At 44.2% G+C, this 16,770-nt stretch carries 15 protein-coding genes and 1 pseudogene; 13 read left to right on the top strand and 3 right to left on the bottom strand.

Annotated features, from left to right (window positions below; all coding sequences use genetic code 11):
• The first annotated feature begins 55 nt into the window (after positions 1–55).
• From AWH66_RS22545 to AWH66_RS22510, 8 genes are all read left to right on the top strand, one after another.
• Positions 56–640 (top strand): sugar O-acetyltransferase, encoded by a 585-nt coding sequence (locus AWH66_RS22545; protein WP_063603365.1) that lies wholly within the window; start codon positions 56–58, stop codon positions 638–640.
• Between the two features lie 177 nt (positions 641–817).
• The gene (locus AWH66_RS22540; RefSeq protein ID WP_143081560.1) at positions 818–2,443 is read left to right on the top strand and encodes a sensor domain-containing protein; all 1,626 of its coding nucleotides are present in this window, start codon (positions 818–820) and stop codon (positions 2,441–2,443) included.
• 229 nt (positions 2,444–2,672) lie between these two features.
• A complete protein-coding gene (rbsD, locus tag AWH66_RS22535; protein ID WP_063603367.1) occupies positions 2,673–3,092 on the top strand; it encodes a D-ribose pyranase in 420 nt (139 codons plus the stop codon).
• A 33-nt stretch (positions 3,093–3,125) separates the two neighbouring features.
• Entirely contained in the window at positions 3,126–4,631 is a 1,506-nt protein-coding gene (gene rbsA / locus AWH66_RS22530) for a ribose ABC transporter ATP-binding protein RbsA (RefSeq protein WP_063603368.1), read from the top strand.
• On the top strand, positions 4,628–5,608 hold the full coding sequence (rbsC, locus tag AWH66_RS22525; protein WP_006070511.1) for a ribose ABC transporter permease: 981 nt from the start codon (positions 4,628–4,630) through the stop codon (positions 5,606–5,608). Before rbsA ends, rbsC begins: the two co-directional genes overlap by 4 nt.
• A gap of 75 nt (positions 5,609–5,683) precedes the next feature.
• Positions 5,684–6,562, top strand: coding sequence for a ribose ABC transporter substrate-binding protein RbsB (gene rbsB / locus AWH66_RS22520; protein WP_006070510.1), 879 nt, complete (start codon positions 5,684–5,686; stop codon positions 6,560–6,562).
• Positions 6,563–6,713: 151 nt separating this feature from the next.
• Positions 6,714–7,634 carry a ribokinase gene (gene rbsK / locus AWH66_RS22515; RefSeq protein ID WP_063603369.1) on the top strand — a complete coding sequence of 307 codons (921 nt, stop codon included), beginning with the start codon at positions 6,714–6,716 and terminating at the stop codon, positions 7,632–7,634.
• 59 nt (positions 7,635–7,693) lie between these two features.
• Positions 7,694–8,698, top strand: a complete 1,005-nt coding sequence (locus tag AWH66_RS22510; RefSeq protein ID WP_063603370.1) for a substrate-binding domain-containing protein — start codon at positions 7,694–7,696, stop codon at positions 8,696–8,698.
• Positions 8,699–8,794: 96 nt separating this feature from the next.
• Here AWH66_RS22510 and AWH66_RS22505 read toward each other — a convergent pair whose 3' ends face one another.
• Both AWH66_RS22505 and AWH66_RS22500 read right to left on the bottom strand, forming a co-directional pair.
• Positions 8,795–9,937: an iron-containing alcohol dehydrogenase gene (locus tag AWH66_RS22505; RefSeq protein WP_063603371.1), complete on the bottom strand. Its 1,143-nt coding sequence runs from the start codon at positions 9,935–9,937 to the stop codon at positions 8,795–8,797.
• Positions 9,938–10,084: 147 nt separating this feature from the next.
• Positions 10,085–10,690 (bottom strand): hypothetical protein, encoded by a 606-nt coding sequence (locus AWH66_RS22500; RefSeq protein ID WP_063603372.1) that lies wholly within the window; start codon positions 10,688–10,690, stop codon positions 10,085–10,087.
• A gap of 158 nt (positions 10,691–10,848) precedes the next feature.
• Here AWH66_RS22500 and AWH66_RS25525 point away from each other — a divergent pair.
• A pseudogene (locus AWH66_RS25525) lies at positions 10,849–11,195 on the top strand (cellulose-binding domain-containing protein); the annotation flags it as partial.
• A gap of 83 nt (positions 11,196–11,278) precedes the next feature.
• Here the strand turns inward: AWH66_RS25525 and glgC are convergent.
• Positions 11,279–12,523 carry a glucose-1-phosphate adenylyltransferase gene (gene glgC, locus AWH66_RS22495; protein ID WP_338062037.1) on the bottom strand — a complete coding sequence of 415 codons (1,245 nt, stop codon included), beginning with the start codon at positions 12,521–12,523 and terminating at the stop codon, positions 11,279–11,281.
• A 274-nt stretch (positions 12,524–12,797) separates the two neighbouring features.
• On the opposite strand from glgC, the gene AWH66_RS22490 reads away from it, so the two are divergent.
• Genes AWH66_RS22490 through AWH66_RS22475 form a run of 4 tightly spaced genes read left to right on the top strand, consistent with a single transcriptional unit; the run spans position 12,798 to position 16,770 of the window.
• Positions 12,798–13,550, top strand: a complete 753-nt coding sequence (locus AWH66_RS22490) for an outer membrane lipoprotein-sorting protein (protein WP_038222067.1) — start codon at positions 12,798–12,800, stop codon at positions 13,548–13,550.
• 33 nt (positions 13,551–13,583) lie between these two features.
• Positions 13,584–14,813, top strand: a complete 1,230-nt coding sequence (locus AWH66_RS22485) for an ABC transporter permease (RefSeq protein WP_063603374.1) — start codon at positions 13,584–13,586, stop codon at positions 14,811–14,813.
• Positions 14,803–16,038: an ABC transporter permease gene (locus AWH66_RS22480; protein WP_063603375.1), complete on the top strand. Its 1,236-nt coding sequence runs from the start codon at positions 14,803–14,805 to the stop codon at positions 16,036–16,038. The genes AWH66_RS22485 and AWH66_RS22480 overlap by 11 nt, the downstream gene beginning before the upstream one ends.
• 21 nt (positions 16,039–16,059) lie before the next feature.
• A complete protein-coding gene (locus AWH66_RS22475; RefSeq protein ID WP_063603376.1) occupies positions 16,060–16,770 on the top strand; it encodes an ABC transporter ATP-binding protein in 711 nt (236 codons plus the stop codon).

Here is a 16,770-nt window from a genome sequence, read left to right as displayed (position 1 = left end):
CAATAGATTCAATTAGAGCAATATATTTTAGTTAATTACTCTACTGGTTCTAGCAATGACAACAAAAACTGAACGTGAAAAGATGTTAGCGGGTGAAGCTTATCAAGCTTGGGATGAAGAGCTGCTTCAAGCGCGTGTAAACTGCCGAAAAATTCTAAAAAAACTCAATGATAGTATTCCTAACACAGAGGATTGGAAACAAGCGCAGGAGGCGTTAATTCCTAATTGCTCTGGCAATTTATATTTGGAGCCACCATTTCGATGCGATTATGGTGAAAATATTCATGTTGGAAAAAACTTTTACGCTAACTTCAATTGCGTCATCTTAGATGTCAACGTGGTCGAGATAGGCGACAATGTTCTTTTTGCTCCTAATGTACAAATATATACAGCAGGCCATCCACTGGATGTTAAAGGTCGAGTGGAGGATGAAGTGGAGTTTGGACTGCCTATTAAAATTGGGCACAATGTTTGGTTAGGCGGCGGCGTTATTGTTTGTCCGGGCGTTACTATTGGTGACAACGCTGTTGTTGGTGCAGGAAGCGTGGTAACAAAGGACATTCCGGCTAATAGTCTAGCGGTAGGCAATCCTTGTAAGGTTATTAAAGAAATCGATAATGGCCAACGATTCAGTCAATAAATGCCTATTTTGCGTCTCAACGCAAGAATAAAATAAAGTAAAAACAGTAATTTAACTTTGCGTCAAAAAATTGTTGATCGGATAACGATTTTTTGACGTTTTGTTTGATGTCCATTCCATAAAAATTTATCATAACGGCGTTAGTTCTATAAGTTTCTATTTGTAGTGGATTTGGCGTTGCAGTATTCGGATTTTGAATTGTCATTAGGTTTGATGGAAAAAGCATTGGAAAGTGCCTCTGCTGCTGTCCTAATTACTGACGTCAATGCACATATCAAATATGCTAATAAACAATTCTATAATCTTACCGGATACTGTGAACAAGAAGTGATTGGAAAAAATCCCAATTTTCTTCGTTCTGGAAAAACAACAGACAAAACCTACCGTGATATGTGGTCGAAACTTCTTTCCGGCAAGGATTGGTATGGTGAGCTGATAAATAGAAAGAAGAACGGTACGTTATTTGTTGAAAAAGCACACATTAGTCCATTCGAGTACCAAGGCCAAAAATTCTATATTGCGGTCAAACGAGATGTTACCTCTGAAAAGAACTTAACCGAAAAACTAAGTGACTTAGCGTATTTTGACGCACTCACTCGCTTGCCTAATAGAACGTCATTTTTCGATCATCTTCAGAATTTCTTAGTAGAACACCAAGACTCCACTGAACCATATTCGTTGCTGTTAATTGATTTAAATGAATTTAAATCAATTAACGACAGTAAAGGGCATGATTATGGTGATCTCTTTCTACAAAATGTTGCCAGACGTTTTAAGAATGTAGTAGGAGAGGACGGAGTGGTTGCTCGTCTCGGAGGGGACGAGTTTGTCGTGTTATTGCCCAAGTGTGATGTCGACGTTGCAGAGCGCGTCGCCCAAAATCTATTGGACGCCATTGCTTACATAGAAATCGGTAATAAATCCGAGCGCGGCTCAGCTGCGGTTGGTATTACAACGAATGAAAGTAAGCGTATCCCAACAAGTTTGCTTCTTAAGCAGGCAGACCTTGCTATGTATCGTGCCAAGCAGTGCCAAACGATGTGGGTAAGTTATAACGAAGAGATGGGAATCCAGTGGGGACGTAAAAAAGCCTTGGCTCAAAGGCTTGCTGAGGCAATCGAACTGCATAAGTTAGAAGTGAGCTTTATGCCAGTCATCGACCTTCATAAGAATGAAGTTGTTGCTTATAAGAGCCGCTTAGAGTGGGTGGATCAAGTCCTAGGTAACGTCGATCGCTTTGAATTTATTCCTATTGCGGAAGAGTCGCAATTGGTTCGCAAACTTAATCTATTTACTATCGAGCAAGCTTGTAAATATGCAACCGTAGGTGAGCTAAAAACGGTTGCTGTTAAAGTGTCTTCAAAGAACTTTGGTCACGGTTTGTTTGTTCAAGAAGTCATTGAAATTCTTGAGCGCTTTAAATTGCCTCCTCAATGCTTAGTATTAGAAGTGTTTGAAGATATGCTTTCTAAAAAGCGCTGTGTTGATGAGCTCTATCAATTAGTCGATTTCGGCTGTCAAATTACCGTCGCCGATTTTGGTATGGGTCATATTTCCATATCCGAATTGCGTGCGCTGCCTATTCAAAAACTAAAAGTAGGCGCTCAGCTGACAGAAGAAATTGCGCAAGATACGTCAGTAGAGCAGGTGGCTAAAGCGATTGTTGGGTTGGCTAACGTGCTTAATATCGAAACTATTGCGGAAGGGGTAACGACTGAGCAGCAATTACAGTCGTTAAAAATGATTGGCTGCCATTTTGCCTCGGGTCCTTACATTTCATTTCGTATGCAACAAGGTAGTTAAGCTGCCTATTTCCCTCTTTTAATTCCAATTGTCACAATTTGAAACCATTCACGGAAAACTCATCGAAACGTTTCGATAGTCCGATCTGGCTCACACTTGCCCATTGAGTCCCTCGATCTTTTGATTAACTACGCTAGGATTATCATCGAAACGTTTCGATGACAGAATTATCAAAAAACATTTATCCAGAATACAGTCTCGATAAAGCCGCATGAAGCAGGTATAAGACATGAAAAAAAGTGCTCTAATTAACTCTGAACTTTCCTACTTAGTGTCCACATTAGGCCACACTGATGAAGTGACTATTTGTGATGCAGGGTTACCTATAGCAGACCACGTGCAGCGCATCGACCTTGCGTTAACTCACGGCGTTCCCGCCTTCCTGGATACGGTTAGAGTTTATCTTGAGGAAGCGCAAATCGAAGGTGTGATAATGGCAGAGGAATTTAAACATGTAAGCCCTGAACTCCATGATGCACTGATTACGACGATAGAAGAAGAGAAGCAAGCAACGGGCAAAGTGATTTCAGTTGCATACGTTTCACACGAAGAGTTCAAAGTAAGAACACATGATTCAAAAGCGGTAGTAAGAACAGGTGAATGCACGCCTTACGCTAACGTGATTTTTCAAGCGGGCGTCGTCTTTTAGTCCGGCCAGCACAGACAGTACAGGACAACTAACATGCTGCAACCAATATTACATTTAAGCGATATTGAAAAAGCTTTCCCAGGAGTTAAAGCCTTGGATAAAGCCAGTTTGAACGTGTACCCGGGCAAAGTCATGGCTTTGCTAGGTGAAAATGGCGCTGGCAAATCGACGTTAATGAAAGTGTTGACGGGTATTTATTCCAAAGATTCTGGAGAGTTGCGTTACCAAGGTACTGAGGCTGCATTCCAAGGTCCAAGAGACTCTCAGCAAGCCGGCATCAGTATTATCCACCAAGAGTTAAACCTCATTCCCGAGCTTACTATTGCGGAAAACATCTTTCTAGGTCGAGAAAAAACGAACGCGTTTGGCCGAATCCTGTGGACGGAGATGTATGCCGAAGCCGATCGTTTATTGGCTCGTTTGAATGTAAAGCACAGCTCCAAAACACCATTGGGTGAGTTGAGTTTGGGCGAGCAACAGATGGTGGAAATTGCCAAAGCACTATCGTTCGAATCAAAAGTCATCATTATGGATGAACCCACCGACGCATTAACTGACACCGAGACTGAATCGCTATTTAGCGTTATTAATGAGCTGCGCGATCAGGGTTGCGGCATCGTTTATATTTCACACCGTTTGAAAGAAATCTTTGAGATTTGTGACGACATCACGGTATTGCGTGACGGTAAATTCATCGGCCAACGTACTGTAGCGGAAACCGATGAAGATCTACTTATTGAAATGATGGTTGGTCGTAAACTGGACGAACAATACCCACGTATCGATGCGGTTCACGGCAAAACGAGCCTAGAAGTGAAAAACTTGTCAGGTCCGGGCGTTAATGATGTCAGCTTTACCTTAGACCAAGGAGAAATTCTTGGAATCTCTGGGCTCATGGGAGCAGGGCGTACCGAGCTTATGAAAATTATTTACGGTGCTCGCAAGCGTGAGTCTGGCTCCGTGATACTGAATGGCAAAACCATTAACCCAAGCAGCCCTCAGGATGGCTTGGCAAATGGTATCGCTTATATCTCCGAAGACCGTAAAGGTGACGGTTTGGTACTCGGTTTATCCGTTAAAGAGAACATGTCGCTTTGTGCCCTCGAACAGTTGTCTAAAGGTGCACAGATTCAACATGGCGAGGAAGTCATTGCAGTAGAGGATTTCATCAAGCTCTTTAACATCAAAACCCCGTCTCGTGATCAGATCATTGGTAACTTATCGGGTGGTAACCAGCAGAAGGTGGCTATTGCCAAAGGGCTGATGACCAAACCAAAAGTTCTTATTCTGGATGAACCCACTCGTGGCGTTGATGTTGGCGCGAAAAAAGAAATCTATCAGCTTATCAACAAATTTAAAGCAGATGGTATGAGCATCATTCTCGTATCGTCAGAGATGCCTGAAGTATTAGGTATGAGTGATCGCATTTTGGTTATGCATGAAGGGCATATAAGCGGAGAGTTTATGGCACACGAAGCAGACCAAGAAAAACTATTAGCATGCGCTGTCGGCAAAAATGTAAGTGAGGAAGCAGCATGAGCAACAAAACAATGAGCGTTGACACGGAAAAAAAGAAGCCTCTTTTTAACAAAGAGTGGTTAATCGAGCAGAAGTCGCTGATCGCTTTGATCTTCTTGATTGTCGTGGTGTCATTCCTTAACCCTAACTTTTTCACCGTAGACAATATTCTGAATATTCTACGTCAAACCTCTGTTAACGCTATTATCGCGGTTGGTATGACCTTGGTCATTTTGACGGCGGGGATCGACTTGAGTGTTGGCTCGGTATTAGCACTTTGCGGCGCGTTTGCAGCAAGTTTGATTGCCATGGAAGTGCCGGTATTAATTGCCGTTCCTACTGCCTTACTTGCAGGTGCTGCATTGGGTGCGATCAGTGGCATCATTATCGCGAAAGGTAAGGTGCAAGCCTTTATTGCCACATTAGTAACGATGACGTTGTTACGCGGTGTCACTATGGTTTACACCGATGGTCGTCCTATTTCAACTGGCTTCACCGATACTGCAGATGCGTTCGCATGGTTTGGTACAGGCTACGCTATGGGCATTCCGGTACCCGTTTGGATTATGGTGATTGTTTTTGCCGCAGCATGGTACCTACTTAACCATACACGATTTGGTCGTTATGTTTACGCACTAGGCGGCAATGAATCAGCGACACGTTTGTCTGGTATTAACGTCGACAAAGTAAAAATCGGTGTGTACGCCATCTGTGGTTTGTTAGCAGCACTGGCGGGCATCATAGTGACTTCCCGTTTATCATCAGCGCAGCCTACGGCAGGTATGGGCTATGAGTTAGATGCTATCGCAGCCGTTGTTCTTGGCGGCACTAGCTTGATGGGTGGTAAAGGTCGAATCATGGGAACCTTAATCGGTGCTCTTATTATTGGCTTCCTAAACAATGCTTTGAACTTATTAGATGTTTCCTCTTACTACCAAATGATTGCTAAAGCAGTGGTAATTCTGCTGGCAGTACTGGTAGACAACAAAAACAAGTAATAACTCTTAAACACAATTTAACAATAACTGGCTCGACATTAAGTTGAGCCACCCCCTACACAAAGGACTAAAACGATGAAAAAACTAGCAACTCTTATCTCTGCTGCGGTACTTTCTGCTTCGATGTCTGCAACGGCATCGGCACAAGACACGATGGCAATTGTTGTATCTACTCTTAACAACCCATTCTTTGTAACCATGAAAGAAGGTGCAGAGGCAAAAGCAAAAGATTTGGGTTATAACCTGATCGTTTTGGACTCTCAGAATGACCCAAGCAAAGAGCTGTCAAACATCGAAGATTTAACCGTTCGTGGCGTCAAAGCGATTCTGATCAACCCAACAGATTCTGACGCAGTATCTAACGCAATCCGCATGGCTAACCGTTCTAATATTCCTGTACTTACTCTTGACCGTGGTGCTAGCCGTGGCGACGTAGTGAGTCATATCGCATCTGACAACGTAGTTGGTGGTGAAATGGCTGGTCACTACATCATGGAAAAAGTAGGGGAGAAAGCGAAAGTCATCCAACTTGAAGGTATTGCTGGCACGTCGGCGGCTCGCGAACGTGGTGAAGGCTTCATGAACGCTGTAAAAGGTTCTCAAATGGAGCTGCTTGCTAGCCAACCTGCGGACTTTGACCGTACTAAAGGTCTGAACGTCATGGAAAACCTTCTAGCAGCTAACCCTGATGTTCAAGCGGTATTCGCGCAGAATGATGAAATGGCACTGGGCGCACTTCGTGCAGTTGAAGCCGCTGGTAAAGATGTGATGATTGTTGGCTTTGATGGTACAGAAGACGGCATGGCAGCGGTTAAACGTGGCAAACTTGCCGCGACTATCGCTCAACAGCCTGACATGATCGGTGCGTTAGGCGTTGAAACAGCAGATAAAGTACTAAAAGGTGAAAAAGTCGAAGAGTACATTCCAGTACCACTTAAAGTAGTGACTGAATAATCCTTTGGTTCCCTCTTTTTGATGGTAGTAAAGCTCTCCTTTAACCAAAGGAGGGCTTTAAAAGAAGCCAGCCCATCTCGTCCAAGTTAATTTCGGTCTGTCATATCAAGGCAACCCCAAGTTAATTTATTTGAGTAAAAAGGAACAATGTATGAATAAACTCATCGTATTGGGTAGTGTGAATGCAGATCATGTGCTGCAAGTTCCTTCTTTCCCTAGACCGGGTGAAACTTTGCACGGTATGAATTACCAAGTGATTCCAGGTGGTAAAGGCGCGAACCAAGCAGTAGCTGCGGCGCGTCTTGGTGGAGATACTGGCTTTATTGCCTGTGTGGGCGATGATGCGTTTGGCATTAACATTCGTGAAGCATTCAAAGCTGACGGTATCAATATCGCGGGTGTGCAATTGGAGCCAGGAACCCCAACAGGTATCGCGATGATACAAGTGGCAGAAAGCGGTGAGAATAGTATTTGTATTTCTGCAGAAGCGAACGCAAAGTTAACTACTGCTCGCGTTGAGCCACATAGGGCAATGATTGAAAACGCAAAATATCTACTGACACAGCTTGAGACGCCTATTGAAGGCATTGAGTATGCGGCAAAACTTGCGAAACAATCCAAAACTAACGTCGTACTAAATCCCGCACCTGCGATGGCGTTACCGGACTCTTTGCTTGAATGTGTTGATGTGATTACGCCAAATGAAACAGAAGCTGAAGTACTTACTGGCATTACAGTCACCGACGATGAGTCAGCCCAAGAAGCAGCGAATGAACTTCACCGTAAAGGCATTGAAATTGTAATGATCACGCTGGGTTCAAAAGGTGTATGGTTAAGTCAAAATGGTCGCGGTGAGCGCATCTCTGGGTTTAAAGTTGACGCCACGGACACCACGGCTGCGGGTGATACATTTAATGGCGCGTTGGTGACGGGCTTAATTGAAGGAAAATCGATTGAAGAGGCGATCGTTTTTGCTCATGCTGCTGCCGCTATTTCGGTGACTCGATTTGGTGCTCAGACTTCCATTCCTTCGCTAGATGAAGTAAAAGAGTTTTTAGAGCAAAAAGCTTAGTATAAGGCGCTGATATTAGACGACTAGAATAAATAAGCAGTAGCGGAGAGCATTGCCCAATGGCAACGATGAAGGACATTGCAAGACTGGCTGGCGTATCCACATCGACAGTGAGTCATGTCATCAATAAAACACGGTTTGTAAGTGAAGAGATTTCGGAGCGTGTGAATAGCGCTGCGAAAGAGCTGAACTATGCCCCCTCAGCACTAGCTCGTAGCTTAAAAATGAACCGTACTCGAACAATTGGAATGTTAGTGACAACCTCAACCAACCCGTTTTTTGGTGAGGTTGTGAAAGGGGTAGAACGTAGCTGCTATCATCAAAACTACAACCTTATTCTGTGTAATACAGAAGGGGATACTGAGCGTATGAGAGCATCCATCGATACGCTTCTGCAAAAGCGTGTCGATGGGCTGATTCTTATGTGTTCAACACTAGAAGGCGAGAAACTGGATATCTTCGACCAGTACCCAACTATACCCGTGGTAGTTATGGACTGGGGGCCTATCCATTTTGAAAGTGACAAAATTCAAGATAACTCTTATCTAGGAGGTTATCTAGCGACTAAGCACTTGATCGAATGTGGGCATAGGGAAATCGGTTGTATCACTGGACCATTGAATCGCCATCAGGCTTTGATGCGTTACGAAGGCTACAAAAAAGCCCTAAAAGAACATTCACTGCCACTAAATCCCGACTGGATTATTGAGTCAGATTTTGAATGTGATGGTGGAGCTAAGTCTCTAGAGATATTAATGTCTCGTGGCGCGCTACCGAGTTCGTTATTTGTGTGCAATGACATGATGGCGATGGGCGCCATAAATATCGCTCATGACAAAGGCGTAAAGGTGCCCGAAGAGCTCTCTATAATAGGCTATGATGATATTCACATAGCAAAATACATGACGCCTGCTTTAACAACGATTCATCAGCCCAAATATCGTTTGGGTAAGGCTGCGGTTGAAACTTTGTTAGCTAAGATAGATAAAACGACAGAGGTTCCGGACGTAGTACAGTTAGAGCCAACTCTGGTCGTGAGAAACAGTGTAAAGTCCTTATTGTAGACTGTTCACTGCGAAATAAAAAAAGCACCTCGCATTTGGCAGGTGCTTTTTTGATGTTATTGGTAACTGTTTCAAATACGGCGTTCTAATGAGAATTTACAGCGCGTTAGTGAGAATTTCTCGGCTGACGTCTAGGGTAATTGCTTGGTTTTCACCTAACTTAACATAGCCATTTTGCTCAAGCTTCGCTAAGACTGCGTCTACTGCATCAGACTTGTCACCGTTTACTTCGGATAGTTGAGCATCAACATTTAGGCTAGTATAGAAAGCTTCAATAGCATTGATGGTACGTTCCGCTAGATCATCGCTATCTTCTAATTGGAAGACGTTGCGTCCCATCTGCTCGATCTTTCCTCGTTTGAAAGCCATCTGACTGCGTAGCAGCGACGGTTGAATAATCGCCAGTGAGCGAGCGTGATCGACATTCCAAAGAGCGGTCAATTCGTGGCCAATCATATGAGTAGCCCAATCTTGAGGCATCCCTGTACCAATCAAACCATTAAGCGCTTGGTTAGCTGTCCACATTAAGTTCTCACGCCACGCATCATCACGCTGCTCAAACTTAGCTCCGAGCTCGAGCAGGTTACGTAGAAGTACTTCGGCATACCCTTCTTGAACCATGTTGCCTGTTTGAGTTGTGATGTATTGTTCGCAAACGTGGACCCATGCATCCACAAGCCCATTGATCAGCTGACGCTCTGGCAATGTTTTCATTGCATCCGGATCGAGTACTGCGAACTGAGGACGAACTAATGGTGTCATAAAGCCCAGCTTTTCATGAGTCGATTTCTTGGTGACAACCGCGCCCATGTTTGACTCGGAACCTGTTGCTGGTAACGTCAGTATTACCCCGATAGGCACAGCAGTTTCGGGTTTATATTGACCAGTAATCAAATCCCAGCTGTCGCCATCGTGTAATGACGCTGCGGCGATGTACTTAGTTCCATCAATAACAGAGCCGCCACCCACTGCGAGCAGATAATCTACGCCTTCAGATTTAACCAACTCGATAGCCTTATCTAACGTCTCTTTAGTAGGATTGGCTTCTACGCCAGAGAACTCCAACCATGTGTGATTTTGCAATGCTTCAACGACTTGATCGTAAACTCCGTTGCTTTTAATAGAGCCGCCGCCATAGATAACGAGTACTTTGGAGGATGTTGGTATGCTAGAAGAGATCTGTGCAATTTGGCCTTGGCCGAAATGAATAACTGTAGGGTTTACGTAGCTAAATTTCATGGTATTGCCTCACATTCCAATGTAGTTAATGCACCTAAACTATGAAGGAGGTGCATTGCATTTATGCTACTTATGTTTGGGGCGAATAGATCAGGCTTCAAGTGTTAAACCTGATCTATCTTGAATGAAGGGTGAATTAATGCGCAGTTAAGAGCAATTGGGGGATAGGCCAGCAATCTCTCGTTCTTGCTGCAGTTCTTTATGGAACGCTTCTAACTGGGTTTGTGCGACGGCGGGATCGTTGATAGATGAACTCATCTTAACGAATTTGCTCACAGCTCGATCAACACCTTCAGTGTTATCACGGTCAAAGTCGATCAGAGCCTGCATAGCGACTCCTGCTTCCTTATAAGATTCTTGAGAAGCGCTCTCGGCAGCAAGCGCTGAGCGGTACGCATTATCATGTTGACAGGCAATTAATGCGTTTACCGAGGCATCGATATCGGGACCAAAATCCAATGAGGGTTTAGCGGGTGCAGGTGCTTTCTGTTGTTGTGTTTCTTGTTGTTGGTCTTTGGCGTATCCATCGACTGCTCCGGCAGTACCGCCAGCTAGAGCCCCAGCCGTAACATTTCGACTCAATCGATAGGTGTCGACTTCACCATCAACGATTAGGTCGGTAAGTGCTCCCAACATACCGGCAGAGACAGCACCGACTGCCGCGCCTTCTGCGGCACCTTGTGTAGTATTGGCGCCACAGCCCACTAGTAAGACAGAAGAAATGGCGACAGCTAATAACGAACATACTTTCATGATCAATTCCTTGTCACTGATAGTTATTGAGCCAGTATAGGATGGTTCTATAAATTTTTCTCCATTTAATTAGTATGTTAGCGAAGTATTTAACATACTAAACTGACGTAAAATAAGTGCACTGTCATTTCGGTGCAGCTGGCAATAAAGCCGCTACGGGCGCGAGCTATGAACTGGATATGGTGGATTACCTACCTATCTTTGGCCCTCTAATTATGCATTCAATGTTAATGGTGTTGACTATGCATTTAAGTTCGAGCAGCCTGACCTTCCTCTTGCTGACTTGAACGCTGGTGGTGGGAATAATGGCGGTGGCGATGGAAGTGGTAACTCGGGAACGTGTGTTACCACAGGGGTTAATGCTTATCCAAATTTCCCTCAAACGAACTGGAAAGGTGACCTTAGCCAGGCGAATGGTGGTGATAAAATGAGTCACAATGGGGTAGTTTACAAAGCGAAATGGTGCACGAACTCAGTACCCGGAAGTGACGGTAGTTGGGAATAAGTCTGCGTTATCTAATAGGTAGCAACTAAACAACAAAGCCACCAAGTTATATTGGCGGCTTTTGCAATTAATGTCATAGAGTTTTAGTCCGCAAAGACATAGCCTTCGGGTATTACAACAATACCTTTCTCCGAGATATGAAAACGCGCCGCGTCTTGTGTTGGGTTTAGGCCAATCACTGTGCCGGCGGGAATGACAACGTGCTTGTCGATAATACAGTTTGCTAACTGACAGTTTTCACCAACGGTAACCTCTCCAAACAAAATACTGTCAGCAATGGTTGCACCATCATTGATCCTTACGTTAGATGACAGAATGGAGTGGTGGACTGAACCACCAGAATTGACCACACCGTTCGCGATAATCGAGTTAATAAATATGCCTTCGTTCCCAGTCGCAGAAGGGACGGTGCGTGCTGGAGGCAACTGAGGTTCATATGTCCGTATTCCCCAGTTTTCTTGATATAAATTCATTGGCGGAACAGGCTCTAGCAAGTCCATATTCGCCTCATAGAACGAATCAATGGTGCCGACATCACGCCAGTAGCAATCTCGTGCCACGCGGCCTTTATCTTGGCCGAAGTTGTAAGCATAAACACCTTGTGAATCTATCAACTTAGGAATGATATCCTTTCCGAAATCGTGACTTGAACTATCGAGTTCGGCGTCATCTTCAAGAGCTTGCTGAAGTGTTTCCATATCAAATACATAAATGCCCATAGAGACAAGGGAGCGACGAGGGTCTGTCGGCATGGCCGCTGGATCTGCCGGCTTTTCAGCAAATGCTGTCACTTGCGACTTAGCATTGATTGCCATTACACCAAACGCACTGGCTTCATCTCGGGGGACGTCCATACAGGCAACCGTAAGTTTTGCGCCAGTTTGCTTATGCTCTTCAACCATAGCAGCGTAATCCATACGATAGATATGGTCACCTGACAACACAACAACATGCTTAGCGTCACTTCGCGAAAGGAGCCACATATTGTGATAAATAGCATCGGCAGTGCCTTCATACCATTTGCCGCCTTTTCTCATTTGTGGTGGTACGACGGTAATAAATTCTTTTAGTTCGGGATTGAAGATCGACCAACCGTCTCGGATATGTTTATGCAAGGAGTGAGACTTGTATTGAGTGAGAACCAGAACTTGTCGCAATCCAGAGTGCAAACAGTTGGTTAGCGTAAAGTCGATAATTCGGTATTTGCCACCGAAGGGTACGGCAGGTTTAGCGCGGTCATCGGTTAGAGGGCTTAACCGTGAACCCATGCCTCCTGCGAGAACAATCGTAAGGACATCTTGCATCGTCTTCTCCCTGAATGTGTGCAATTTTTATGGGGGTCTATTAATCCTTACAAGATCTAAGCCATATCGTAACTTACTGATTATTAATAGTGATGGAGTTCCTTGAGTTAGGCTTTGCACCATTTTAGTGATGTCTATTCGAAAATTGCACCCGAATCTCTGCAGTGGTATCGCATTGACTCAATATGGTGCAACTTACCGAATATTAACTTCGATAGTTATGGAAATGTCATACATCACAAATATGTTTTTAAAGAATTGATATAGTTTTCCAAACTGATAAGAACAGGTATTCCCAATGAGATTTATATTGCGCGCTATTGCTGCCTTACTATTGTTGTTTTCCTTACCGAGTTTGGCATTAAGCCCATCGGATATCGTCATAAAATCTGACCAATCCATGAGGGGAGACTCAAGCTATACCGAACTCACCATGCGCATTATCAGGCCTGATTGGACGAGAACAATGAGTATGAAAAGTTGGACTAAAGGGCAAGATCTTTCCCTTGTTTTGGTTACAGCACCTGCAAAAGATAAAGGGTCTGCCTCGCTAAAACGTCAACGGGAAATGTGGAACTGGCTACCGAACATTGAAAGGGTGGTAAAGATTGCGCCATCTATGTTGGGACAGTCATGGATGGGCTCGGACTTTACCAATGATGATCTTATAAATCAGTCTTCTATTGTAGTTGATTACACACATGAGTTAGTGAAAGAAGAGAGTTTCGATGGTGAACAAACTTGGGTCATTGACGCTTATGCTAAGCCGGATGCGCCAGTCGTTTGGAGTAAGGTAAGACTATGGATATCAAAAGAGACCTTTCTACAACGTAAAGCAGAGTTCTATGACGAGTTTGATGAGAAGGTAAATACGATGCAAACCTTTGATATCAAGGAATTAGGTGGACGTAAAGTTGCAACACGTATGGAGATGATTCCAGCTGACAAACCCGGACAGAAGACAGAAATGATCACTCATCAGGCACAGTTTAATTTTGCTATTGAAGACAGCTTCTTCTCTCAAAGCCAAATGAAAGCGCTACGCGACTAAAGCCCACATGAAAACAAGGAGTGAGCGTTCATCATGTTATTAAAACTGGCTTGGCGAAATCTGTGGAGACAAAAACGTCGAACCTTGCTGACCGCATCGGCGTTGGCATTAGCTCTTTTTTTGTCGCTGTTAACTCGTAGCTTTCAAGAAGGAAGCTACAACGCCAACATAGATAACGCAGCACGCTTTTATACCGGCCTCATTCAATTACAGCACCCAGAATATGCTGAAAGCAGCAGTATCGATGATGTGATATCGGGTGACCTAGAACAGTTTCCTTATCTAAAGAACATGAACAGTGTTAGCTATATTTTGCCGAGACTTGAGTCTGTAGCATTGGCTGCGGTGGATGACCGTTCTAAAGGTGTGTTGGTTTTGGGCGTGGATCCAGAAGCAGAAGATCGTTATTCACATATTAGTAGTAAAGTCAGTTCTGGGAATTTTATCGATTCTGACAGTAACGGTGTTTTGTTGGGCGAAGGACTAGCCTCGTATTTAAAACTGAGCGTAGGTGATGAAATAATACTCTACGGGCAAGGTTACAGAGGGCACACTGCTGCGGGGCTTTACACTGTAAATGGATTGCTTCATTTCCCAGTAAAAGCACTGGATAACCAAATGGTTTATATGCCGATTAAGCTCGCTCAAGAGCTTTACAGCACTGGAAATCAAGTCACCTCTTGGGTGCTGCATACCGACTCCCTTGATCACGTTGCAACTGTCGAAACAGAGCTTAAAGATCATTATCAGGATCAATTGAAAGTTAGGGATTGGCAAGACCTGTCCCCTGAAATGGCACAACAAATTGCACTGGACCGTGCAGGTGGGATTTTCTTAATTTACATCTTATATGGCATTGTTGGTTTTGGTTTGTTTGCGACTGTCATGATGATGACATTAGAACGACAGCGAGAATTTGGCGTCATGCTTGCAACGGGTATGGTACGACGTCAACTACTGGGGTTGTTATTCATTGAATCGGCGTTCATTTGTCTTTTAGGTATTGTTATCGGTACGCTATTGACCATGCCAGTTCTGGGTTATTTCTTCTTAAATCCTATCGAGATAACAGGTGATGCTGCTCAAATGATGCTTGAAGCCGGCTTCGAGCCGATTCTTCCGGTTCACCTCGATCCTTCGTTATTTATGACCCAAGCCGTGGCTGTCACGTTCATCTTATTATTGTGTCTAGTTTACCCAAGTTGGCGTCTCTATCGTCTCAATCTGGTTTCTGCGCTAAAAGGAGGATCACATGCTCATTAAATTGGCGTGGCGTAATCTATGGCGCAACAAAATTCGCACCGGAATCATGGCGGGCGCTATGGTGTTCGGTCTGGTGGGGGTGGTTGCAATGATGGGATTCATGAATGGTATGACTGACAACATGGTCCATAATGCTATTGCTTGGCAAACCAGTCATTTACAGATCCATAATCAAAGGTTCGATGAGAATCCTGATATTAAAGACACCGTAATTGGTGATAAGCAAATTGAAGCTGCACTTGAGGCAAACCCGAATATCAATCAGTGGGTATCTAGGTTCGTTGTGGATGGCATGATGGCATCAGCCCGCAGCACCCGTGGTGTAACGATATTGGGCATAGATTCGACCAATGAACGTGGCTTCACTCCAATTGCAGAACGTCTCGTTGATGGGGAGTGGCTTGATGAAAAAGGTCGTAACCCGATATTAGTTTCGGCCAAAAATGCGCAGCGTCTAAAGCTTCGCGTGGGCTCTAAAGTGGTGATTACGTTTACCGACCCTGAAGGAGAGGTGACGGGAGCGGCATTCCGAGTTCGTGGTATCTTTAAAACGCCATCATCTGCTTACGATGACGGTCACGTGTTAGTCCGAAAGTCAGACATCCAATCTTTGGCAAAACTTAATGGGGTTCATGAGTATGCCGTCCAAGTAACCGCAAAGGCTAACGCTGACAGTGAAGAGCAAGTGCGACATGTTGTCTCAGAACTACAATCGCTCATTCCGAGCGGTAACATGGTACAAGGTTGGTATCAATTACAACCGCTATTGGCAACCATGATTAATACGATGAAAATCAGCAATCAAGTGATGTTGACGGTTTTTGTTGTGGCGATGGCGTTTGGTATCGTCAATATCATGTTGATGTCGGTTTTTGAACGTACTCAAGAATTTGGCGTTTTAATGGCCGTAGGAATGCAAAAGCACAGAATATTTATGCTAGTGATGCTAGAAACTGTGTTACTAGGTAGCTTAGGTGCCATTCTAGGTATTGTATTTAGCAAAGCACTTATTGCTATTTTAGGGTACACGGGGTTGTCACTGGGTTCTATGGCACAAGGGTTAGGCGCTTATGGCGTAGACACGTTACTGTTCCCAACGGTCTCCAATGAACAATATCTGATGGTATTTGTCACCGTGTTTATCGCCTCTATAATGGCTGCGCTCTATCCTGCACGACAAATCCTCAAACAGAAGCCCGTTGAAGCCATGTCTGATAAGAAATAATCGAAAGGTAAGTGAATTGAGATGACCATAGAGATTAAGCAGCTTAACAAAATCTATAACCCAAAAAGTGAATTTCCGGTGCATGCGGTTCAAGACTTGTCTTTGACTATTAAACAAGGAGAGTTTGTCGCCATTATGGGACCATCGGGATCCGGAAAAACAACCATCCTCAATATGTTAGGGGGCATTGACACCCCTACGTCGGGAGAAGTATGGATTGAGGGAAGTAACATTTGTCAGCTATCTGAGAAACAACTCATTGCATTTCGCCGTGACAATATCGGGTTTATCTTTCAGGACTATAGTTTGTTACCTGTCTTGACTGCTCAAGAGAATGTCGAGTTTGTCATGCAATTACAAGGCGTAGCAGAGAAGCAGTGCCAGCAGCGTGCGAGTGAGTTATTGGCCCAAGTGGGGCTTGAAAATCAGAAAGATAAACGGCCACCAAAAATGTCTGGGGGACAACAGCAACGTGTAGCCGTCGCACGTGCTCTAGCGCCAAGACCACGATTTGTAATGGCGGACGAACCGACAGCAAACCTAGACGCAAAAAGTACCGCAGAACTGTTAGATATTATGCAACACCTAAACGAAGTAGAAGGAACGACATTTATATTTTCTACCCACGATCCTCGAGTGATAAAAAGGGCAAAGCGCGTCATTGTGTTTGAAGATGGCAAATTGGCGTCCGACAAACTGCAAAGTGATCTCACCACGGAGCTCGAACACTAG

Origin of the sequence: Vibrio barjaei, assembly GCF_001639065.2 — a bacterium.
In the GTDB taxonomy this organism is placed as follows: Bacteria; Pseudomonadota; Gammaproteobacteria; order Enterobacterales; family Vibrionaceae; genus Vibrio; species Vibrio barjaei.
The sequence above is the reverse complement of the archived record's forward strand: the minus strand, read 5'-3'. Positions and strand labels throughout refer to the sequence as shown.